18 protein-coding genes and 2 pseudogenes are annotated in these 20,721 nt (G+C 70.0%); 8 read left to right on the top strand and 12 right to left on the bottom strand.

From position 1 onward, the window contains the following. Window positions 1-68 precede the first annotated feature (68 nt). Window positions 69-1,598, top strand: a complete 1,530-nt coding sequence (locus tag ACIOHC_RS37585) for a ricin-type beta-trefoil lectin domain protein (protein WP_401846054.1) — start codon at window positions 69-71, stop codon at window positions 1,596-1,598. A 75-nt stretch (window positions 1,599-1,673) separates the two neighbouring features. On the opposite strand, the gene ACIOHC_RS37580 is transcribed toward ACIOHC_RS37585, so the two are convergent. The 4 genes and pseudogenes from ACIOHC_RS37580 to ACIOHC_RS37565 form a co-directional block, all read right to left on the bottom strand. Beyond that, on the bottom strand, window positions 1,674-2,975 hold the full coding sequence (locus ACIOHC_RS37580) for a M18 family aminopeptidase (protein WP_351079504.1): 1,302 nt from the start codon (window positions 2,973-2,975) through the stop codon (window positions 1,674-1,676). 534 nt (window positions 2,976-3,509) lie between these two features. Then, window positions 3,510-4,877, bottom strand: coding sequence for an MFS transporter (locus tag ACIOHC_RS37575; RefSeq protein ID WP_389637833.1), 1,368 nt, complete (start codon window positions 4,875-4,877; stop codon window positions 3,510-3,512). 142 nt (window positions 4,878-5,019) lie between these two features. Then, window positions 5,020-5,253, bottom strand: a pseudogene (locus ACIOHC_RS37570) (RNA-guided endonuclease TnpB family protein); the annotation flags it as partial. 137 nt (window positions 5,254-5,390) lie between these two features. Further along, on the bottom strand, window positions 5,391-7,058 hold the full coding sequence (locus ACIOHC_RS37565) for a fumarate hydratase (protein WP_389637835.1): 1,668 nt from the start codon (window positions 7,056-7,058) through the stop codon (window positions 5,391-5,393). A gap of 185 nt (window positions 7,059-7,243) precedes the next feature. Here ACIOHC_RS37565 and ACIOHC_RS37560 point away from each other — a divergent pair, with 185 nt between their 5' ends. Both ACIOHC_RS37560 and ACIOHC_RS37555 read left to right on the top strand, forming a co-directional pair. Beyond that, complete coding sequence (locus tag ACIOHC_RS37560) at window positions 7,244-7,909, top strand: DUF1707 domain-containing protein (protein ID WP_351079498.1); 666 nt, start codon at window positions 7,244-7,246, stop codon at window positions 7,907-7,909. A gap of 268 nt (window positions 7,910-8,177) precedes the next feature. Further along, a complete protein-coding gene (locus ACIOHC_RS37555) occupies window positions 8,178-8,561 on the top strand; it encodes a WhiB family transcriptional regulator (RefSeq protein WP_351079495.1) in 384 nt (127 codons plus the stop codon). A 154-nt stretch (window positions 8,562-8,715) separates the two neighbouring features. Here the strand turns inward: ACIOHC_RS37555 and glpX are convergent, their stop codons facing one another. Further along, window positions 8,716-9,747: a class II fructose-bisphosphatase gene (glpX, locus tag ACIOHC_RS37550; protein WP_351079492.1), complete on the bottom strand. Its 1,032-nt coding sequence runs from the start codon at window positions 9,745-9,747 to the stop codon at window positions 8,716-8,718. A gap of 142 nt (window positions 9,748-9,889) precedes the next feature. On the opposite strand from glpX, the gene ACIOHC_RS37545 reads away from it, so the two are divergent. Further along, window positions 9,890-10,408 (top strand): DUF4245 domain-containing protein, encoded by a 519-nt coding sequence (locus tag ACIOHC_RS37545; protein ID WP_401846050.1) that lies wholly within the window; start codon window positions 9,890-9,892, stop codon window positions 10,406-10,408. A gap of 168 nt (window positions 10,409-10,576) precedes the next feature. On the opposite strand, the gene ACIOHC_RS37540 is transcribed toward ACIOHC_RS37545, so the two are convergent. The 4 genes from ACIOHC_RS37540 to ACIOHC_RS37525 form a co-directional block, all read right to left on the bottom strand. Then, window positions 10,577-11,167: a malonic semialdehyde reductase gene (locus ACIOHC_RS37540; RefSeq protein ID WP_351079486.1), complete on the bottom strand. Its 591-nt coding sequence runs from the start codon at window positions 11,165-11,167 to the stop codon at window positions 10,577-10,579. Window positions 11,168-11,389: 222 nt separating this feature from the next. Next, the gene (locus ACIOHC_RS37535; protein ID WP_351079483.1) at window positions 11,390-11,647 is read right to left on the bottom strand and encodes an exodeoxyribonuclease VII small subunit; all 258 of its coding nucleotides are present in this window, start codon (window positions 11,645-11,647) and stop codon (window positions 11,390-11,392) included. A 135-nt stretch (window positions 11,648-11,782) separates the two neighbouring features. After that, complete coding sequence (gene xseA / locus ACIOHC_RS37530; RefSeq protein WP_351079480.1) at window positions 11,783-12,997, bottom strand: exodeoxyribonuclease VII large subunit; 1,215 nt, start codon at window positions 12,995-12,997, stop codon at window positions 11,783-11,785. A 79-nt stretch (window positions 12,998-13,076) separates the two neighbouring features. Next, window positions 13,077-14,468 (bottom strand): APC family permease, encoded by a 1,392-nt coding sequence (locus ACIOHC_RS37525; protein WP_401846048.1) that lies wholly within the window; start codon window positions 14,466-14,468, stop codon window positions 13,077-13,079. 75 nt (window positions 14,469-14,543) lie between these two features. Between ACIOHC_RS37525 and ACIOHC_RS37520 the strand changes: the two genes are divergently transcribed. Then, window positions 14,544-15,533, top strand: coding sequence for a 4-hydroxy-3-methylbut-2-enyl diphosphate reductase (locus ACIOHC_RS37520; protein WP_401846045.1), 990 nt, complete (start codon window positions 14,544-14,546; stop codon window positions 15,531-15,533). A 67-nt stretch (window positions 15,534-15,600) separates the two neighbouring features. Further along, window positions 15,601-16,359: a polyphosphate--glucose phosphotransferase gene (ppgK, locus tag ACIOHC_RS37515; protein ID WP_351079471.1), complete on the top strand. Its 759-nt coding sequence runs from the start codon at window positions 15,601-15,603 to the stop codon at window positions 16,357-16,359. Between the two features lie 89 nt (window positions 16,360-16,448). Here the strand turns inward: ppgK and ACIOHC_RS37510 are convergent, their stop codons facing one another. Then, window positions 16,449-17,060: a DUF6542 domain-containing protein gene (locus ACIOHC_RS37510; RefSeq protein WP_401846042.1), complete on the bottom strand. Its 612-nt coding sequence runs from the start codon at window positions 17,058-17,060 to the stop codon at window positions 16,449-16,451. A 239-nt stretch (window positions 17,061-17,299) separates the two neighbouring features. Here ACIOHC_RS37510 and ychF point away from each other — a divergent pair, with 239 nt between their 5' ends. Beyond that, window positions 17,300-18,388, top strand: coding sequence for a redox-regulated ATPase YchF (ychF, locus tag ACIOHC_RS37505; protein WP_351079468.1), 1,089 nt, complete (start codon window positions 17,300-17,302; stop codon window positions 18,386-18,388). A gap of 83 nt (window positions 18,389-18,471) precedes the next feature. Here the strand turns inward: ychF and ACIOHC_RS37500 are convergent, their stop codons facing one another. Together ACIOHC_RS37500 and ACIOHC_RS37495 are read right to left on the bottom strand one after the other, a co-directional pair. Then, a complete protein-coding gene (locus tag ACIOHC_RS37500) occupies window positions 18,472-18,735 on the bottom strand; it encodes a type II toxin-antitoxin system RelE/ParE family toxin (protein ID WP_351079465.1) in 264 nt (87 codons plus the stop codon). After that, the gene (locus ACIOHC_RS37495) at window positions 18,728-18,997 is read right to left on the bottom strand and encodes a type II toxin-antitoxin system Phd/YefM family antitoxin (RefSeq protein WP_072483971.1); all 270 of its coding nucleotides are present in this window, start codon (window positions 18,995-18,997) and stop codon (window positions 18,728-18,730) included. The genes ACIOHC_RS37500 and ACIOHC_RS37495 overlap by 8 nt, the downstream gene beginning before the upstream one ends. Before the next feature lie 313 nt (window positions 18,998-19,310). Here ACIOHC_RS37495 and ACIOHC_RS37490 point away from each other — a divergent pair. Continuing rightward, a pseudogene (locus tag ACIOHC_RS37490) lies at window positions 19,311-20,664 on the top strand (ATP-binding protein). The last annotated feature ends 57 nt before the right edge of the window (window positions 20,665-20,721 follow it).

Here is a 20,721-nt window from a genome sequence, read left to right as displayed (position 1 = left end):
TTCTTTCTATTCCCAAGTCGCCTACCGACCAGTAAATACCGGGGGTAACCACAACCCGGGGAGGCGCAATGAGGCGCACCAGGCACAGACTTCGCTGTACGGTCGCGGCCGCCGCGGCCATGGCGGCGGCATTGGGCGGTACGGCCTTCGCCGCGGGGCAGGCGGGCGCGGCGGACCGGTCCGGCATCACCACTACCGCATCCGCCCCTTTGTCACCCGAACTGGAGGCCATCCGCGCCGCCGAAGCCACCCGGCTGTACGGCGACCCGGCCGAGCGTCCGCTCGCCGACCGCAAGACCGGGCTGATCTCGCTCGGCGACAGCGAGATCTCCGGCGAGGGCGTCGGCACGTACGAGGCGGGCACCAACGGTCCCGACAACTGGTGCCACCGCTCGCCCGACTCCGCCATCCACCGCACCGGCATCCCGGCCGACGTCACGTACAACGTCTCCTGCTCCGGCGCGTACACCGGCAACATCGTGATCGGCGGATCGAAGCAGTACGCCGACGAGCTCGTGCAGAGCGACAACCTCGCCATCAAGGCCCGCAACACCCGCATCAAGATGATCGTGCTGGTCGCCGGTGCCAATGACGACCTCCAGTTCGGCCCGGTCATGACGGACTGCGTCCAGCGCTGGGTGCTCTCCCAGGGCACCTGTCAGCCGAAGTACGAGGGCGGCTGGCAGGCGCGCGTCGACGGGCTCGTCCCCAAGGTCGAGAAGACGGTGCGCGACCTGAAGACCGTCATGTCGGACGCCGGATACGCCAACAGCGACTACAAGCTCGTGGTCATGGGCTACCCGAGCCCGATCGGCCCGGACTTCTACGACAACCCGAACTTCCCCGGCAAGCTTCCCGGCGGCTGTGCCGGATACGACTCCGACGCCGCCTGGGGCCGTGACGTCGCGGTCCCCGCCTTCGAACGCGGAATGCGCAAGGCCGCCGCCGACACCGGAGCCGTCTACCTCGACAACTCCCGGCTCTTCCACGGCCACGAGGTCTGCAGCGACAACACCTGGGCCCGCGGCCTCTACATCGACCTGTCGCACTTCCCGCCGGACTCCAACTCCGTCCGGCAGTCCTTCCATCCGAACGCGCGCGGCCACGCGGCCTTCGCCTCCTGCCTGACCCAGATCTACAACTCGTCCCTGCGCGAGGCGAGCTGTGCCGACCCGGCGAGCACCGGACAGCCGGTTCTCCAGGACGCGGCGTGGGACGACGTCTTCAAGCCCCTGAAGAACGAGGCCACGGGCACCTGCGTGGACGTTCCCGCCTCGGTGACCCGCAACAACACCCGGATCGCCGGCTGGGACTGTCACGGCGGCCGCAACCAGGGCTGGTGGTACGACTCCGGCACGAAGAACATCCGTACCGAGTTGAGCCACGACCGGTGCCTCGACGTGCCGGGCGCCGACTACAAGGCGGGTGCCACGCTCATCCTGTGGGACTGCTCGGGCGCGGCCAACCAGCAGTTCGTCAGGCAGTCCGGGACCTTGCGCCCGGCGGCCTCGACCGGGCTGTGCCTGACGCTCGCGGCGGCCAAGGACCCGCTGAGGCTGCAGAGCTGCGACGGCAGCGCGCAGCAGCGGTTCGCGTAGTCCGTACCCCGGTGCGAGGTGGGGCGGGGAGCGGATTCGGGCCCCCGCCCCACCCTTCCCGCACCGGCCGACGCGTCAGCCGGACGTCACGAAGGCGCCCAGGACGGCGGCCAGACGGCCGGGGTCGTCCGCCCCGCACAGCTCGCGCGCCGAGTGCATGGACAGTCCGGGCACCCCCACGTCGACCGTCGCGACACCCAGCCGGGCCGCGGTCAGCGGACCGATCGACGTGCCGCACGGCATCGCGTTGTTGGAGACGAACGACTGCCACGGCACACCCGCCCGTTCGCACGCCGCCGCGAACACCGCCATGCCGGTGCCGTCGGTGGCGTACCGCTGATTGACGTTGACCTTGACCGTGGGTCCGCCGTTGGGCAGCGGACAGTGGCCCGGATCGTGCCGCTCCGCGTAGTTGGGGTGCACCGCGTGCGTCATGTCGGCGGAGACGCAGAAGGCGCCGAACAGGGCGCGGGACCAGTCCTCGGCGCTGCCGCCGCGCGCGGTGACCGAACGGCCGAGGACGCGTTCCAGCAGGGGACCCTGCGCTCCCGTCTCCGAACCGCTGCCGACCTCCTCGTGGTCGAAGGCCGCCAGGACGGGGATGTACGAGGGCTCCTCGGCCCCGGCCGCCGCACCCACCAGGGCCGTGACGCCCGCGTGCACCGACACCAGGTTGTCCAGCCGGGCGGACACCACGAACTCCCGGTCCGCGCCCAGGTATCCGGGCGGCTGGACGTCATGGAACATCAGGTCCCAGCCGAGCACGTCGTCCCGGTCCACCTCCGCCGCCGCGGCGACCCGGCGCAGCAGCGCACCCTCCTCGGGAGCCCCGAGCGCCCAGAGCGGGCTGAGATGGCGCTGCCGGTCGAGCGCGAGCCCGTCGTTGACCGTACGGTCCAGATGGATGGCCAACTGGGGCACTCGTGCCAGCGGTTCGTCGATCCGGACGAGCCGCGACCCGACCCCGCCGTCGGGGCCGCGCAGCGTCAGCCGCCCGGAGATGCCCAGATCGCGGTCGAGCCAGGTGTTCAGCGGCACGCCGCCGTAGACCTCCACGGCGATCTGCCGCCAGCCCGCCGATCCGGTGTCGGGGACGGGCTTGACCCGCAGATTGGGGGAGTCGGTGTGGGCGCCGATGATCCGGAAGGGGGTGTGGGCAGGTGCGTCCTCGGGGATGTACCAGGCCATCAGGGCGCCGCCGCGGGCGACGAAGCCGCCGCCGGTCGCGCCCGTCCAGTCCTGCGCGCCGTGGAGTTCACGGAAGCCGGCCTTCTCAAGACGCCGGGCGGCGCTCGCCACCGCGTGGTAGGGGGATGGGCTGTCCCTGATGAAGGACAGCAGGTCGTCGGCGTGGCTGCGACGGGGGAGCGGCGACATACGGCGTCCGCCTTTCCGGTGTTCGACGGTGAGGGTGAGAGGTGAGGGGGCGAACCCGCGCCGGGCCGTTCGGCGCGGCAGGTGTTCGGGGATGTGGGGTGTGGTCGGCTCCCGGGCCTTTTGGGAACGGGTCCCGGTTGCCCGGGTCGGCTCCCGGTTCCGGGTTCCGAACGGCGGTCCGCCGGTTTTCCCGGGACCGTTCCCGGGTTCACCGGCGGCCGGTTCCCGGGTCCCGGTTCCCGACTTCCGGTGCCCCGGGGCGGTTTCCTGATTCCCCGGGGCGGCGGAGCGCGTCAGGAACGTCCGACAACCCACCGCAGCGGCCCGGCACGTCGCAAGCCCGCGGCGCGGCCGGCTGCGTGAAAGCGGCGGTGCCGGTCCGGCCCGACCCGCACCCGGGCGTGCGGCGGCCGAGGGCGTGCGCAAGCGAGGACGGGACTCTGCCCGACCCCTGCCGGACATGCGTTCCGGAAGGCGTTGCCGGTCTCCCGGTGACCGTCCCAAGATTGGCTGAATACAGCCGTACGCGAAGCCTCATCGCGCCCGCCCGGCGCGATCGGCGCCGGAGCGGGGAGCGGGGACACGACCCCCGCTCCGCGGCCCCGTCACCCTGATCAGGAACAGGACGGCGACCACGATGGCCGCCCCGTGCGACCAGGCGACGACGGTCAGCGGGCTGTGACTGTCGAGCGCCGCCGCGACCAGGATCATGCCGACGCCGAACCCGAGGTTCTCGACGGTCGCGGAGAAGCCGAACGCATGACCGCGCAGATCCGCGGGGAGCGTCTGCAGATGCGAGGTGTACGAGACCTCCGTGAGTCCGTCGGCCGCCCCCGCGACCAGTGCGATCACCGCCGTCGCCGCGTACGGGAACCCCGCGAACGCCAGGATGAACGCCCCGGACATCAGACATGTGCCGTACCCGAAACCCGGCGCCCCCACCGACCGCCCGGTGCGTGCGGCGTACCGCTGGATCAGCTGCTGGGCGACGACGTTCCCCAGCGCCCACAGACACCAGAACGCGCTGACGAACACGGCGGGGCGCGAGGCGTCGAGCCCGGCGGAGTGGACCGGCAGCGCCGCGTTGTGGGAGGAAGAACCGAAGGCGTCCACACCGCGCAGCACCACCATCAGACCGAGGCCCGGTGCGGCGACGGACCCGAGGAACGCCCCCGGCAGCCGCCACCGCCTCGCCCCGGCCCCCCTCTTCCCCTCCCGCGGACGCCCGCCGGAATCCCTCTCCGATTCCGGCCGGGCGTCCTTCCCTCCGCCGCCGCCCGCGATCGGCAGCAGAGCCACCGTCACGGCGCAGACCACGAAGGTGGCCATGTCCACCACGAACGCCGCGGTGTAGCCGACCAGCGAGACCACCACTCCCGCCGAAGCGAACCCCGCCACCATGGCCAGTGAACGCCCCGTGATGGAAAGGGAGTTCGCCCAGGACCGGCGGTCGTCGCCGACCATCTCGGGAATGGAGCTGCGCAGCGACACCATGAAAAGCGTTCCGCAGGCGCCGACCACCACGGAAACGGCCATCAACGCGGCCGTGCGCATCCCCTCCGGTGCGAGGACCAGCGACAGCATCACCGCCGCCTGCGCCGCATTCGTCCACAGCATGACGCTCTTGGCCGTGAATCGGGCGAGGAGAACACCGGCCGCGAGGCCGGCGACGAATCCGGACCCCAGACGCACGGCCATGAACAGGCCCATCGCGAGAGCCCTGCCCGTCGTCTCGTAGACGAACAGATTGAGCGCCACCATATTCAGGAACGTGCCGTAGGAGGAGAGCGAGTAACCGGCGACGAGGAATCGATATCGGCGCTCGCCGCGCGCCGTGCCGGCCCGATCGATGTCCGGTGCGCGGTCCGGCCGGTCGTCCGCCTGTTCGATGTCTTGTGTCACCGGCCCATAGTCACCAGTCGTGCTCACCCATGGCCTCCGGATTGCACGAATGTAATCTGCATGGTTTTGACATGCGCCCCGCGCCGGGCGCCCGCATCCGCTGGTAGCGCGCGAGGCCGCCGGCGGCCTTCTTGCCGTCCCCACGCAGCCAGGACATCGCAGTCCGGGCCTCGGTCAGCATCTTGTCCGGCCTGGCGGGGCCGCACTTCTCATCCTCGGCATGAGCCTTCTTCGACCGGGCGCAGCTCTCGTTCCAGATCCAACGGCACCGCGCCCACTCCGCTTCCAGCGCGGCGGCTGCGGTGGAGGACACGCGAAGCCGGTAGGTGTACCGGGCATGCGCGGCGTTCTCCCCGCTCCGCGCTCCTGTCGTCATGCCCCCCAACCCAGCCGCTCCCACTGACGACGCCCGCTGGGGTGGGAACGGCCCGCGGGGGCGCCCCGGCCGATGGAATGTGGCCGGAACACCCCCGCGGGACCGTACCTCTCGTGTCTCCGGTACGTCTCAACTCATCAGGCGAGACCCGGACCCCGCACCGGAATGCTGGTGAACGTCGGCGCCGGAGCGGGCCCGGTGAAGAAGTCGTTGCCCTTGTCGTCGACGACGATGAACGCGGGGAAGTCCTCGACCTCGATCTTCCACACCGCTTCCATGCCGAGCTCCTCGTACTCGACGACCTCGACCTTCTTGATGCAGTCCTGCGCGAGGCGCGCCGCAGGGCCGCCGATCGAGCCCAGGTAGAAACCGCCGTGGGCGTCGCACGCGTCGGTGACCTGCTGGGACCGGTTGCCCTTGGCGAGCATCACCTTGGAGCCGCCCGCCGCCTGGAACTGCGCGACATAGCTGTCCATCCGCCCCGCCGTCGTCGGGCCGAAGGAGCCGGAGGCGTAGCCCTCGGGCGTCTTCGCCGGGCCGGCGTAGTAGACCGGGTGGTCCTTCAGGTACTGCGGCATCTCCTCGCCCGCGTCCAGCCGCTCCTTGATCTTGGCGTGCGCGATGTCGCGGGCCACGACCAGCGGGCCGGTCAGCGAGAGCCTGGTCTTGACCGGGTACTTGGTCAGCTCGGCGAGGATGTCGTCCATCGGCCGGTTCAGGTCGATCTCGACGACGTCACCCGCCTCGTCGAGGTGCTCGTCGGTGGTGTCGGGCAGGAAGCGGGCCGGGTCCTTCTCCAGTTGCTCCAGGAAGACACCCTCGGCGGTGATCTTCGCGGTGGCCTGGCGGTCCGCCGAACAGGACACGGCGATCGCGACGGGGAGCGAGGCGCCGTGGCGGGGGAGGCGGACGACCCGCACGTCGTGGCAGAAGTACTTGCCGCCGAACTGGGCGCCGATGCCGATCTTCTGCGTCAGCTCGAAGACCTTCTCCTCCAGCTCCTTGTCCCGGAAGCCGTGGCCGGTGGGGGAGCCCTCGGCGGGCAGCTCGTCCAGGTAGTGCGCGGAGGCGTACTTCGCGGTCTTCAGCGCGAACTCGGCCGACGTACCGCCGACGACGATCGCCAGGTGGTACGGCGGGCAGGCGGCCGTACCCAGCGAACGGATCTTCTCCTCCAGGAACTTCATCATGGAGGCCTCGTTCAGCACGGCCTTCGTCTCCTGGAAGAGGAACGACTTGTTGGCCGAGCCGCCGCCCTTCGCCATGAAGAGGAATTTGTACGCGCCGCCGTCGGTGGCGTACAGCTCGACCTGGGCCGGCAGATTCGAGCCGGTGTTCTTCTCCTCCCACATGGTGAGCGGAGCCATCTGCGAATAACGCAGGTTCAGTTTCGTGTACGCGTCGAAGATGCCGTGCGACAGGGCCTCCTCGTCACCGCCCTCGGTGAGTACGTTCTGCCCGCGCTTGCCCATCACGATCGCGGTGCCGGTGTCCTGGCACATCGGCAGGACACCCGCGGCGGCGATGTTCGCGTTCTTCAGCAGGTCGAGCGCGACGAACTTGTCGTTGGACGACGCCTCGGGGTCGTCCACGATCCGCCGCAGCTGCGCCAGGTGGGCGGGGCGCAGGTAGTGCGAGATGTCGTGCATGGCCTCGGCGGCCAGGGTGCGCAGCGCCTCCGGGGCGACCTTGAGGAACGTACGGCCGTCGGCCTCGAAGGTGGAGACACCCTCGGAGGTCACCAGACGATACGGCGTGGTGTCCTCTCCCAGAGGGAGCAGATCGGAGTACGCAAACTCTGGCATTACGGCCATTCCTCACTCGGCAGACGGCGGCTGACCTCCCTTGGGCAGCGCACCCACCAGGGTAGAGCGCCGAACAGAGGCCGAAGCTGTGAGGTAAGGCTCAGTCCGGCACCCGGGCACGGGCGACACGGCGGAGACGGGGCGGGGACTAGTCGCGATCTATCGCGTTTGGGTACGCTGGGCCGGTGGACCTCGAAAAGCACCCCCAGCAACCCTCCGTGGCCCCGGCGGAGCCGGCCGGTATCCGTGCCTCCGACGCGGACCGCGACCGGATCGCGGACATCCTGCGCGAGGCCCTGGCCGAGGGCCGGCTCACCGCCGAGGAACACGCCGAGCGGGTCGACGCGGTCTACCGCGCCAAGACGGTCGGCGAACTCGAACCGCTGGTGCGGGATCTGCCCGCCCCCGGAGGGGCTGCCCGCTCGGCCGCCATGCCCGGCGTCCACGGCGCGGAGGGCCCGGCGGGCCCCGCCGAGAACCTGGTGGCGGTCTTCAGCAGCTCCACCCGCAAGGGGCGTTGGCGGGTCGGGGGCCGTACGAACGCCTTCGCGCTCTTCGGCAGCGTGGAGATCGATCTGACCGAGGCGCTTTTCGGTCAGAGACTCACGGTGATCAATGCGACCGCCATCTTCGGGAGTGTCGAGATCAAGGTCCCGGAGAACATCTCGCTGCGCGGCAGCGGCACAGGTGTCTTCGGCAATTTCGAAGTCGCCACACTGGAATCCGCGGACCCCGAGGCGCCCGTGGTCGTCGTCAACGGTTATTCGGTGTTCGGCAGCGTCGAAGCGAAGCCCAAGCGCGGGAAGTTCATCGCGGATCTCCAGGACCGGCTGCGTAAATACCTCGGCTGAGGGGCTCGGCCCGCGCTCCTTCGCACACTTCCGAACCGCTCCGAACCGTTTTCGGACTTCTCCGGACCTCTCCGAACCCTTTCGGTCTGCGCCGAAGGCCGTCGAAGTCCGCGTAAGCCCTTCGAAGCCCTTCGAAAACAAGCCAAATTCCTGACCGACGCGATTTCGCACCCTGGAACCGGGTGCCACGCAGTGCATAGGCGTACGCACAGCGGGTAGGGACTGCTGCATCGTCTCTCGCACGCGAAGCCGTCGTCAGGAGTAGACCGTGCTGCAACTGCCGCATCAGCCCCTGCAGGTCGCCGCCGTCCCTCCCCAGCGCACCCCCGCTCGGGAGGACCAGACCGGTCCCTGGCACTCGGAGGCGGTGTGCCGCCGGGACGAGGCCGGGCTGTTCTTCGCCCCGTCGAAGGAGCCGACTGCAGCCAGACTCGCGCGCGAGGAGTCCGCGAAGCGGGTCTGCGCGCGCTGTCCGGTGATGGTCGAATGCCAGGAACACGCCCTTATACAGCCGGAGCCGTACGGGGTGTGGGGCGGCCTCACCGCCGCCGAACGCCGCGTGGTGCTCGCCCGTCGCAGACGGCGCGAGATGGAGCTCAGGGCATCCTCCGCGTCCTCCGGAGCGACGGGCCGCATCGCCGCGGCGGGCTGACCGGCCGGGTGCCGGTCCGCGCAGACGCGTATCCGCCCGTGCCCGTGCACGCGAAGAGGCGCCCCCACCGCACACGGGGGCGCCTCTTCGCGTTCTCGGGGGATCCGCGTCGCGGATCCGGCTCCCGGGCCGGACCGGTCTTCCGGGACCGGGCCTACTTCGCGCGGTCGAAGTCGATGGCGCTGTAGGCGCGCAGCTTCGACAGCCGGTGCGTCGAGTCGATCTTCCGGATGGTGCCCGACTTGGAGCGCATGACGATCGACTCGGTGGTCGCCGTCTCCGCGCGGTACCGCACACCTCGCATCAGCTCGCCGTCCGTGATGCCGGTCGCGACGAAGAACACGTTGTCGCCGCTGACCAGGTCGTCGGTGGACAGCACCCGGTCCAGGTCGTGCCCGGCGTCCAGCGCGCGCTGCCGCTCGGCCTCGTCCTTCGGCCAGAGCCTGCCCTGGATGACACCGCCGAGGCACTTTATGGCGCAGGCCGAGATGATGCCTTCGGGGGTGCCGCCGATGCCCATCAGCAGGTCGACCCCGGTGCCTTCGCGGGCGGCCATGATCGAGCCCGCGACGTCGCCGTCGGAGATGAACTTGATCCGGGCGCCGGTCTCCCGGATCTCCTTGACGATGCCGTCGTGGCGGGGGCGGTCCAGGACGACGACGGTGACGTCCTCGGGAGCGGAGTTCTTCGCCTTCGCGACACGGCGGATGTTCACCGAGACCGGCGCGTTGATGTCGACGAAGTCGGCGGCCTCGGGCCCGGTGACCAGCTTGTCCATGTAGAAGACCGCGGACGGGTCGAACATGGCGCCGCGGTCGGCCGCGGCCAGGACGGCGATCGCGTTGGGCATGCCCTTGGCGTTCAGGGTCGTACCGTCGATCGGGTCCACGGCGATGTCGACCTCGGCGCCGGTGCCGTCACCGACGCGCTCGCCGTTGAACAGCATGGGGGCTTCGTCCTTCTCGCCCTCGCCGATGACGACGACGCCGTTCATCGAGACGGTCGAGACGAGGGTCCGCATGGCCTTCACGGCGGCACCGTCGGCGCCGATCTTGTCACCGCGGCCCACCCAGCGTCCTGCTGCCATGGCGGCGGCCTCGGTGACCCGGACCAGCTCCAGGGCCAGGTTGCGGTCGGGGGCCTCGGGGGAGACCTCCAGCTGAGACGGCAGATGATGCTCGGACATCGGAGCGCACCTTTCTGTACGACGACGACCGGAAGAGGGTGCTGTGACTCTATCGTCAGGTCGACAAAATGAGCAGACCGGGTCACTTTTGAGCGGCTGCCCCCCAAATCGGATCCAGAGGGGCTGATGCGACCATGGATCCGTGGCTAGCAAGCGAGGCAAGCAGACGGTGCGGGACATGTTCCTGTCGATGGCGGTGATCTCCGCCGCCGCGGGGGTTGTTTACATCTTCGTTCCGCATGACGAGAACGCCAACCCGGTCAAGCCGCTCGACTACCGGGTGGAGCTGCTGACGGCGCGGCGCGCGGCGCCCTATCCGGTGGCCGCGCCGGACGGACTGGCCAAGGAGTGGAAGCCGACCTCGGTCAGTTACGACCGCAAGGCCGGCAACAGCTGGCACCTGGGCTTCCTCGACCCGGAGGGCAAGTACGTCGCGGTGGAGCAGTCCACCTCGGCGGCGAAGAAGTACGTGACCGAGGTCAGCCAGGACGCCAGGGACACCGGGCGTACGCGGCAGGTCGCGGGCGAGACCTGGCAGCACTGGAAGGGCGAGAAGTACGACGCCCTCGTGCGCCACGACAAGGGCGCGACCACGGTGGTCACGGGTTCCGCGTCGCCCGAGCGGCTGGCGGAGATGGCTGCCGCGCTCAAGACGTCCTGATGGCCTGATTGGCCCTGCGCGGGGCCGCGCGGCCCCGCGCAGGGCGTACGGAGCCGTGCAGGGCGTACGGAGCCGTGCAGGGCGTACGGAGCGCCGTGCGGGGCGTACGGAGAAGGCCCTGGAGCCGTATCAGGTGCTCCAGGGCCTTCTCCGTACGCGCGGCGACGATCAGACGGTCGTGACGACCTCGTCGTAGGCGAGGCGCGGCAGACGCGGGAACCAGGCGTCCTCGCCCGGCTTGCCGATGTTGACGACCATCAGCACGCTGTGGTCGCCGTCCAGGAACTCCTTCTCGATGCCCGCGGCGTCGTAGCCGGTCATCGGGCCCGCGGCCAGACCGGCGGCGCGGACGCCGATGATGAAGTACGCGGCCTGCAGCGCGCCGTTGAGGGCGGCGGCCGACTCGCGGACCGGGCGCTCGGAGAAGAAAGCGTCCTTGGCCTGCGGGAAGTGCGGGAGCAGGGCCGGGAGCTCCTCGTGGAACTCGTTGTCGGTGGCCAGGATGGCGACCAGCGGGGCGGTGGAGGTCTTCGGCTGGTTGCCCTCGGCCATGTGCTTCACGAGGCGCGCGCGGGCGTCGTCGGAGCGGACCAGGACGACGCGCAGCGGCGACTGGTTGAACGCGGTGGGGCCGTACTTGACCAGGTCGTAGATCGCCTGGACCTGCTCCTCGGTCACCGGCTCGTCGGTGAACGTGTTGGCGGTGCGGGCCTCGCGGAAGAGGAGGTCCTGGGCGGCGGGGTCAAGAGCGAGGGACATCGTGCGTATTACCTTCCGGACGTACACGTGGATCAAGCAACGACGACCACGGTACGGGAGAGGTAGGTTAACTTTCAACTAAAATCGGAGCGGAGTGACCTGTTCCACAACGCGGGCCTCTTGCGCCGCCGTCGGCCCTCCTGTGCCGTCGACGGCTCCTTCGGTGCGGCGCCCGCCGTGGCCCTCGCGCACGGCCGGGCGGTTTCGGAGCCCGTCGGGTTCTCAGCCGTTGTCGGCTGCCGTGGCGGTCTCCTCGGAGTCGGCCGGCCCCGCCAGGGCCGCGTCCAGCCGGGCGCGCGCGCCCTCCAGCCAGTGCCGGCACACCTTCGCCAGCTCCTCGCCCCGCTCCCACAGGGCGAGGGACTCCTCCAGCGTCGTACCGCCCGCCTCCAGGCGGCGCACCACCTCGATCAGCTCGTCACGGGCCTGCTCGTATCCGAGCGTGCCCGCGGCAGCCGCCGTAGTCCCGTCGTCCGTCATGCGCCCCACCCTACGTTCCGGCCCGCCAGGAGCCTTCGACCTCGTCCGTCGTCATCTGCGGGCCCGCCCTCCGAACCCGTCCGGCGCCCGCGCACCGAGCATCCACCGTCCGGAGCGTCCCTGCCGCGCCCGTGCTCACTCACCGGCGACCCGCACCGCGAACTCGCCGCCCGAGACCCGCGCACGCAGCACATCGCCCGCCGCCCCCGCGTCCGCGGGGGCCCGCACCACATGGCCGTCGGCCCGCTGCAGCACCGCGTATCCGCGCTCCAGCGTCGCGGCGGGCGACAGCGCGACCACCCGCGCCCGGGTGTGGGCGAGCTCCGAGTCCGCCCGGTCCAGCAGATGCCCCAGCACCCGCCTGCCCCGCCCGATCAGGGCATCGATCTCCGACGCCCGCTCGTCCACCATCCGCTGCGGACGCTCCATCGACGGGCGGCCCAGCGCATGCGCCAGCCCCCGCTCCTCCCGGTCCAGCAGCCCGCGCACGGTCCGCAGCGCACGGTCCCGCAGCTGCTGCACCCGGTCCAGCTCCTCGCCGACATCGGGCACGACCTTCTTCGCCGCGTCCGTCGGCGTGGAGGCGCGCAGATCCGCGACCAGGTCGAGCAGCGGGGAGTCGGGCTCGTGGCCGATCGCCGACACCACCGGCGTACGGCACGCGGCGACCGTCCGGATCAGCTGCTCGTCCGAGAACGGCAGCAGGTCCTCCACGCTGCCGCCACCCCGCGCCACGACGATCACGTCGACGTCCGGCAGGTCGTCGAGCTCCTTCACGGCCTGGACCACCTGATTGACCGCGTGCACCCCCTGCACCGCCGTGTTGCGCACCTCGAAACGCACCGCGGGCCACCGCCGTCGCGCGTTCTCCAGGACGTCGCGCTCGGCTGCCGAGGCCCGTCCGCAGACCAGTCCGATCAGCTGCGGCAGGAACGGCAGGGGCTTCTTCCGGTCGAGCGCGAAGAGCCCCTCCGAGGCCAGTGACGTCTTCAGCCGCTCAAGACGGACCAGCAGTTCGCCGATGCCGACCGGCCGTATCTCCGTGGCCCGCAGGGACAACTGGCCGCGGGGCGCGTACCACTCGGGCTTGGCGAGGACGACGACCCGCGCCCCCTCCGTCACCACGTCCGCGATCCGGTCGAAGACCTGGCGGAAGCACGTCACGCTCACCGAGATGTCCTGCGACGGGTCGCGCAGCGTCAGAAACACCACGCCGGCACCCGGTCGCCGCGACAGCTGGGTGATCTGCCCCTCGACCCAGACCGCCCCGAGCCGGTCGATCCACCCCCCGATGAGCCGCGACACATCACCGACGGGCAGCGGAGCTTCCGCGGACGTTTGGAGAGCCATGCGAGCGAGCGTAACCGCCCCCACCGACAATCAGCCGCCCACGCCGACAGCCACGTGCTGTCGGCGCAGCACCGCCCCCTCAGGCCGTACGGCGCCCCCGCTGCAACACCACTACCACCAGCCCCACCGCCAACCAGCACACCCCCACCACCTGGGCGCTCGCGGTCGCCTCCACGATCACCGCGATCAGCACCCCCGCACCCACCACCGGCACCAGCACATGCCGCCACCAGCTCGGCGGCCCCTCCATCCGGCGTACGGCGAACCAGCCGACCACCGACGCGTGCAGCAGCACGAACGCCGTCAGCGCTCCGATGTCGACGACCGACACCAGATGGTCGAGACCGTCGGCGCGCCGGGCCGCCCACACCGCCGCCACCAGCGTCACCGTCGCGGCCAGCACGATCGCGATCCGCGGCACCCCGGACCGCGCATCGACCTTGGACAGCAACGGGGGCAGCCGCCGCTCCCTGGCCATCGCGAACAGCAGCCGCCCCGCGGCCGCCTGCCCGGCCAGCGCGGCGAACGCCGCCCCGATCGCCTTGCTGACCGCCACCAGATCGTGCAGCCAGGTCCCGACCGAGGAGTCCACCGTGTCGTAGAACGCCGAGCCCTGCGCGGCCGGATCGGAGGCCAGCTCCGCCGACGTCAGCGGCTCCAGCAGCGCCGCCAGATACCCCTGCGCCACGAACAGGAGGCCCGCGAGCGCCAGGCAGAACAGCAGCGCCCGCGCGACCTTCGACGGGCCCCCCGTCACCTCCTCCGCGAACGAGGCGATCGCGTCGAAGCCCAGATACGACAGCACGGCGACCGACACCGCCCCCAGCACCGCCGACGCGGAGAAGCCGGAATCACCGGTGAACGGGGTCAGCCAGCCGCGCTGCGCCCCGTCGCGTACCAGCACCGCCACCGCCGACACCAGGAACACCAGCAGCACCGTGATCTCCATCGCGAGCACCGCGAAACCGACCCGGGCGGCTGCCCGTACACCCCAGAGGTTGAGCAGTGTGGTGACGACGACCGCGAGCGCCGTCCACACCCACCGCGACACCGAGGGCACGAGCGCGTTCAGCGCGATCCCGGAGAAGAGATAGGCGACGGCGGGGATCAGGAGGTAGTCGAGCATCGCCATCCACCCGGCGATGAAACCCGGCCCCTCCCCGAGCCCCCTGCGTGCGTACGCGAAGACCGAGCCGGCCAGCGGGGCGACGCGCACCATCTGGGCGTAACTGAAGGCCGTGAACGCCATCACGACGGTCGCCACGACATAGACCAGTGCGACCGCTCCGCCCGATTTCGCGTCGAGCGTGCCGAAGACACCGACGGGCGCCATCGGCGCGATGAAGAGGAGCCCGTAGACCACCAGATCGCGGAAGCCGAGCGTCCGGCGCAGCCTGCCCTTCTCCTGGTGCGCCCCGTCCGCCCCCTCCGCCTCCGTGACCCCGCCGCTGCCGCCGCCCGTCCCCGACATGAGCCCTCCGTTGAGTCGCGTACGCATCAGTCTCGCCACCCCGCCGATCTTCCGCGCGTCCGACGCGGCCTTACGATGGGACGCATGACTGCTACGACACACCGCCGCGTCCTGCTCGCCGCTCCCCGTGGCTACTGCGCGGGCGTGGACCGTGCCGTGATCGCCGTGGAGAAGGCCCTGGAGCAGTACGGCTCCCCGGTCTACGTCCGCCACGAGATCGTCCACAACAAGTACGTCGTACAGACCCTGGAGAAGAAGGGCGCGATCTTCGTCGAGGAGACGGCGGAGGTCCCCGAGGGCTCGATCGTGATGTTCTCCGCGCACGGCGTCGCGCCGACCGTGCACGCGGAGGCGGCCGAGCGGAAGCTCGCCACGATCGACGCGACCTGCCCCCTGGTCACCAAGGTCCACAAGGAGGCCGTCCGCTTCGCGCAGGAGGACTTCGACATCCTCCTGATCGGCCACGAGGGCCACGAGGAGGTCATCGGCACCTCCGGCGAGGCCCCCGAGCACATCACGCTGGTCGACGGCCCCGAGGACGTCGCGGGTGTCGAGGTGCGCGACCCGTCGAAGGTCGTCTGGCTGTCCCAGACCACGCTCTCCGTCGACGAGACGATGGAGACGGTCGGCGCGCTCAAGGAGAAGTTCCCGCTCCTGGTCTCGCCGCCCAGCGACGACATCTGCTACGCCACGCAGAACCGCCAGATCGCCGTGAAGCAGATGGGCGCGGACGCCGACCTCGTGATCGTCGTCGGCTCCAAGAACTCCTCCAACTCCGTCCGCCTGGTCGAGGTCGCCCTCGGCGCGGGTGCGAACGACGCCCATCTGGTCGACTTCGCCGAGGAGATCGACGAGGCCTGGCTGGAAGGTGTCTCCACGGTCGGTGTCACCTCGGGCGCGTCCGTTCCCGAGGTGCTGGTCGACGGCGTCCTGGCGTGGCTCTCGGAGCGCGGATTCGCGGACGTGGAGATCGTCAAGGCGGCCGAGGAGTCCATCACTTTCTCGCTGCCCAAGGAACTCCGCCGTGACCTGCGGGCCGAGGCCGCCGCACTCGCGGAGAAGTGACGACTCCGCACCGACGGCTTCCCGTTCCGGGAAGTGGGCCGGGCCACCTGCCCGTACCGTGGATTGCATGCAGATCTTCGGCGTGGACATCGGCGGATCCGGGATCAAGGGCGCTCCCGTGGACCTGGACCGCGGAGACCTGGCGCAGGAGCGCCACAAAGTACTGACACCGCACCCGGCCACGCCCAAGGACGTGGCCGAGTGCGTGGCGGAGGTGGTCGGCCACTTCGACTGGTCCGGCCCGGTGGGCATCACGTTCCCGGGCGTCGTCACCGGCGGCTGCACCCGTACGGCGGCCAACGTCGACAAGGCCTGGATCGACACGGACGCCCAGGGCCTGCTCGGCGACAGACTCGGTCTGCCCGTCACCCTCCTGAACGACGCGGACGCGGCCGGCGTCGCCGAGATGGCCTTCGGCGCGGGGCGTGGCCGCAACGGGACCGTGATCGTACTGACGCTCGGTACGGGGATCGGCAGCGCCCTCTTCATCGACGGCAAGCTCGTCCCCAACACCGAGCTGGGCCATCTGGAGCTGAACGGCCAGGATGCGGAGAAGCACGCCTCCACCAAGGCCAAGGAGGACGAGGAGCTGAGCTGGCACCACTGGGCGCACCGGGTGCAGAAGTACCTCGCCCACGTGGAGATGCTGTTCTCGCCCGAGCTCTTCGTCATCGGTGGCGGAGTCAGCCGCAAGGCCGACAGGTTCCTGCCGCTGATCGAGCACGTACGGGCCGAGATGGTGCCTGCGGAGCTGCAGAACAACGCGGGCATCGTGGGCGCGGCGATGTCGGCGGCGGGCACGATGCAGGCGGCGGGCACGGCGTAGGCGGGTGGCGGCGGGCACGGCGTAGGCGGTGGCGGCCGCGGAGCACACGATGGCCCCGCCCCGCCCCCTTCCTCTGTTCTTCCCGCCGGTCAGCTCTGGGGGTGGCGGGGCGGCTGTGCGGCCCGCGCCGTCTGGGCGGCGAGCAGCGTCCGGCGCTGCCGCTGCCGCTGGCGCTGACGTATCAGTCGTACCTTCCGCACGGTCGCGATGAGCCCTGCGACGAGAGTGCCGCCGTACAGCCACCCGGCGTGCACGGCGAGTGCGGTGACGAGCGCCATGGTCTGGCCCGCGAAGCCGCTCGGGCCGCCGGAGATCGGGATGACCCCGATGGCGAAGGCGATCGGCACGATGATCGGCGCGGTCACCAGGTCCGCGGGCCGCACCCACAGCGCGGTCAGCGCGCTGACCGGCAGGAACAGCGCGCCGAACACGGCAGACGAACCGTCCAGGATCAGCTGGTCGAGGCATGCCAGTACGAACATGGCGGCGGTGGCGAAGAGCCCGGCGCCGATACCGGTCAGCCGGGGGTTGGGCAGCCTGCGCAGTGCGAGAACGATGGGCGGCACCGGACGGGTCCGGCCCTCCGGCTTCGTTTCCACCACCCGGTAGACGGTCGCGGCCTCGTCGATGGTGCCCTGCGGGGACAGCGGGGCCTGCCGAGACCGGCTGCGCTGCGGGGGACGTGTCCTGTGCTGCTCCACCGGGACAACGTAGGTCGCCGAACGGGAGGAAACGGGTGCGGGACACGCGCTTTGGGTGACCTTGGGGGTGAGTTCGATGCCACACGGCCGAACGGGAACCGATTCGGCACCCGGACCGGACCCGTGGGTACCCGGTTGCGCCCGCCCGTAAACTGGAGAATCGGCCCACCCGGGCCGACGCTTCTCCACCCGCTCACCACCCCGTCGCCCCACTCCTCACTCCTCAGGAAGTCGCCAACGTGTCGCTCACGATCGGAATCGTCGGTCTGCCGAATGTCGGCAAGTCGACCCTGTTCAACGCCCTGACCAAGAACGACGTGCTGGCGGCCAACTACCCGTTCGCCACGATCGAGCCGAACGTCGGTGTCGTCGGCGTCCCCGACGCGCGTCTGAACAAGCTGGCGGAGATCTTCGGCTCCCAGCGGCTGCTCCCCGCGACGGTCGACTTCGTCGACATCGCCGGTATCGTCCGGGGCGCTTCGGAGGGTGAGGGCCTGGGCAACAAGTTCCTCGCGAACATCCGTGAGTCGGACGCGATCTGCCAGGTCATCCGCGCCTTCAAGGACGAGAACGTCGTTCACGTCGACGGCAAGGTCTCGCCCAAGGACGACATCGAGACGATCAACACCGAGCTGATCCTCGCCGACCTCCAGTCCGTCGAGAAGGCCGTCCCGCGCCTCACGAAGGAGTCCCGTCTCCAGAAGGAGAAGGTCGCGGTCCTCGCCGCGGTCGAGGAGGCCCAGAAGATCCTGGAGTCCGGACAGACCCTCTTCGCCGCCGGCATCACCGCGGGCACGGAGAAGGGCAGGCTCCTCCACGAGCTGCACCTCCTCACCACCAAGCCCTTCCTCTACGTCTTCAACGTGGACGAGGACGAGCTGGTCGACGAGGACTTCAAGAACGAGCAGCGCGCCCTGGTCGCCCCCGCCGAGGCCATCTTCCTCAACGCCAAGATCGAGTCCGAGCTGATCGAGCTCGACGACGACGAGGCCCTGGAACTCCTCCAGTCCATGGGTCAGGAGGAGCCCGGCCTCGCCACCCTCGGCCGCGTCGGCTTCGACACCCTGGGCCTGCAGACCTACCTCACGGCAGGCCCGAAGGAAGCCCGCGCCTGGACGATCAAGAAGGGCGCCACGGCCCCCGAGGCGGCCGGTGTGATCCACACCGACTTCCAGAAGGGCTTCATCAAGGCGGAGATCGTCTCCTTCGAGGACCTGGTCGAAACGGGCTCGGTCGCCGAGGCCCGCGCCAAGGGCAAGGCGCGCATGGAGGGCAAGGACTATGTGATGCAGGACGGGGACGTGGTGGAGTTCCGCTTCAACGTCTGATTGGACGTGAATAGCGGCCTGACCTGCGAGAAGGCAGGTCAGGCCGTTGTGCTGTCTGCAGTAGTCCGCAGAACCTGAAGCGGCTACGTTTCGTAGACCGTGGAGCGGTGTCCGACGTGTACGACCCACACCACTAGTTCCCCGTTGTCGATGGTGTAGAAGACGCGATAGTCGCCGACTCGTAGGCGGCGGCGCTCAGGCTGGGATACAAGTGCCGTGGTGTTGAAGCCGAAAGGGTCGCTCTCCAGCTCTGTCAGTTTGGCCAGGATACGAAGCGCCATGTCGCGAGGGATCTTGCGAAGCTCGGCCTGGGCCTCGGGTCGGAACACCGTGCGGTAGTCACTCACTGCGTGCCAGCGTCTCCCTCATCACGTCCTCGATCGGGACGCCGGCGGCCGGGCTCGCCATGCGTTCGTCGATGATGCGGTTGATCTCGCGCTCTTCCCACTCCTGGTACTTGCGCAGCACCTCGATCGAGACCACGGCGGCGACCTGCTTGCCGCGGCGGGTGATGACAGTGGGCATGTCGTCGCGGTCGGCCCGTTCGACGACTTCGGCCAAGTGAGCGCGTACGTCGCGGATGGACTCTATGGGCAGCGGCTGAGTCATGCCCCAAGGGTACCGAGTGTGCCATGTGTACACAATCTGGGTTACATGCACTCGTTGGGATGAGCTGCCGATTAGGTGGCTGATTCCGGGACAGAGATCCGGGAGCAGTTCTTTCTATTACCCACGCCGGCGCCGTTTGGGATTTCAGCGCCCAGGATCGATGCGCCGTGCCCCGTTCGGTGCCGCCGGGTTGCCACCACCGAGGCGGGGCTGACGCCGTCAGCTTTCTCAGTCGACGGAAACCGCGGCCCCGTCGCGGGCCACCTTGACGGCGAGGAGTTCGTCACCGGTCGCAGCGTCGATCGTGTAGTCCATGACGATCCGGGCCTTGGCCTCGCCGATCAGGTGCCACAGCCCGCGTGGGCGGCGCCGGGTGGGCAGGTCGCGGCTGGTCGAGCGGTTTGCGGAGCGCTCCGGAGCCCCTTTCTTGTTCTTCGCTGCGACTGATGCGTCTCCCGGGGATGATCTGGCACGGCCGGCCAGGGACGCCCAAGTGTCGACGCTGCCGCTGGCGGGGCTGGTGGCCGCCGCGCGGCCGGAGAACTGGGATGCCGCGTTCGATGTGCTGGCCGCGGCGCTGCCTGCCGACCGGGCGAGCGCTCTGATCATCGACGAAGTGCCGTACCTGATGGATACCGACGGCGCCTTTGAAGGGATGCTGCAACGGGCCTGGGACCGGGTGCTGGAGACCAAGCCGGTGCTGCTGGTCCTCATCGGCTCCGATCTGCCGATGATGGAGGCACTGAACAGCTACGGACGCCCCTTCCATCAGCGGCCGGGAGATGGTGCTGGGACCGCTCAACCCCGCCGAGGTGGGGCAGATGCTTGGGCTGGATCCGGCGGAAGCCTTCGACGCCGCACTGGTCACCGGCGGGCTCCCGCTGATGTGCGCAGAGTGGCCGCGCGGCGCAGGGCTGTGGGACTTCCTCGGCGAGGCGCTGAGCGATCCGGTCTCGGCCCTGCTGGTGTCGGCCGAGCGTTCGCTGGCCGCCGAATTCCCCCCGCAGGTACAGGCGCGCAAGGTGCTGACGGCCATCGGGAGTGGCGAGCGGACCTTCACCAATATCGCCCGTGCAGTCGGCGGGATCGGGGCTATACCGCTGCAGCGAGCTCTGGAGCTGCTCACGGACAAACGGATCGTCGCCGGCGAGCTGCCTGTATCGCTGCGCCCGTCGAAGGACCGCCGCTACCGGGTGACAGATCCGTACCTGCGGTTCTGGCTGCACGTGCTCGGCCCGTCGATGGAGGAGATCGAGCGGGGGCGGGGCGATCTGACCTTGGCGCGCATCCGGGATAACTGGACCAGCTGGCGTGGTCGGGCCGTCGAGCCTCTTGTCCGTGAGGCCCTGGCGCGGATACTGCCCGACGACCGGCTGCCCGCGGCCCCCGCAGTGGGCGGCTACTGGACCCGCACCGACGACATCGAGATCGATATCGTCGGGGCCGACCGCGCCCCCATCGCCAAGGAGCTGTTCTTCGTCGGCTCCATCAAGTGGCTGGAGCAGTCGCCCTTCGACCGGCATGACTTGGTCGCCCTGCATCGGCACCGGGCTGCCCTCACCGACGAACCTGTTCCAGTCGTGGCGGTTTCGCGTAGTGGAGTCGACTGTCCGGGGCTCGACGCCACCTACGGCCCCGGCGATTTGCTGACCGCCTGGCCGCTGTGAGTGGCGGATGTCAGGTGAGGTACGGGAGTCGGTGAGGCCTCGGTCGCTTACCGGCGC

The sequence above is a fragment of the Streptomyces sp. NPDC088252 genome (assembly GCF_044740965.1).
In the GTDB taxonomy this organism is placed as follows: Bacteria; Actinomycetota; Actinomycetes; order Streptomycetales; family Streptomycetaceae; genus Streptomyces.
The sequence above is the reverse complement of the archived record's forward strand: the minus strand, read 5'-3'. Positions and strand labels throughout refer to the sequence as shown.

What these genes read in the sequence shown, in the direction of transcription:
- ACIOHC_RS37585 (WP_401846054.1), top strand. Translation starts at nt 69, where the DNA reads ATGAGGCGCACCAGGCACAGACTTCGCTGTACGGTCGCGGCCGCCGCG.
- xseA (WP_351079480.1), bottom strand. Translation starts at nt 12,997, where the DNA reads ATGGCTCTCCAAACGTCCGCGGAAGCTCCGCTGCCCGTCGGTGATGTG.
- ACIOHC_RS37525 (WP_401846048.1), bottom strand. Translation starts at nt 14,468, where the DNA reads ATGTCGGGGACGGGCGGCGGCAGCGGCGGGGTCACGGAGGCGGAGGGG.
- ACIOHC_RS37565 (WP_389637835.1), bottom strand. Translation starts at nt 7,058, where the DNA reads ATGCCAGAGTTTGCGTACTCCGATCTGCTCCCTCTGGGAGAGGACACC.
- ACIOHC_RS37580 (WP_351079504.1), bottom strand. Translation starts at nt 2,975, where the DNA reads ATGTCGCCGCTCCCCCGTCGCAGCCACGCCGACGACCTGCTGTCCTTC.
- ACIOHC_RS37495 (WP_072483971.1), bottom strand. Translation starts at nt 18,997, where the DNA reads ATGACTCAGCCGCTGCCCATAGAGTCCATCCGCGACGTACGCGCTCAC.
- ACIOHC_RS37535 (WP_351079483.1), bottom strand. Translation starts at nt 11,647, where the DNA reads ATGACGGACGACGGGACTACGGCGGCTGCCGCGGGCACGCTCGGATAC.
- ppgK (WP_351079471.1), top strand. Translation starts at nt 15,601, where the DNA reads ATGCAGATCTTCGGCGTGGACATCGGCGGATCCGGGATCAAGGGCGCT.
- ACIOHC_RS37540 (WP_351079486.1), bottom strand. Translation starts at nt 11,167, where the DNA reads ATGTCCCTCGCTCTTGACCCCGCCGCCCAGGACCTCCTCTTCCGCGAG.
- ACIOHC_RS37520 (WP_401846045.1), top strand. Translation starts at nt 14,544, where the DNA reads ATGGGACGCATGACTGCTACGACACACCGCCGCGTCCTGCTCGCCGCT.
- glpX (WP_351079492.1), bottom strand. Translation starts at nt 9,747, where the DNA reads ATGTCCGAGCATCATCTGCCGTCTCAGCTGGAGGTCTCCCCCGAGGCC.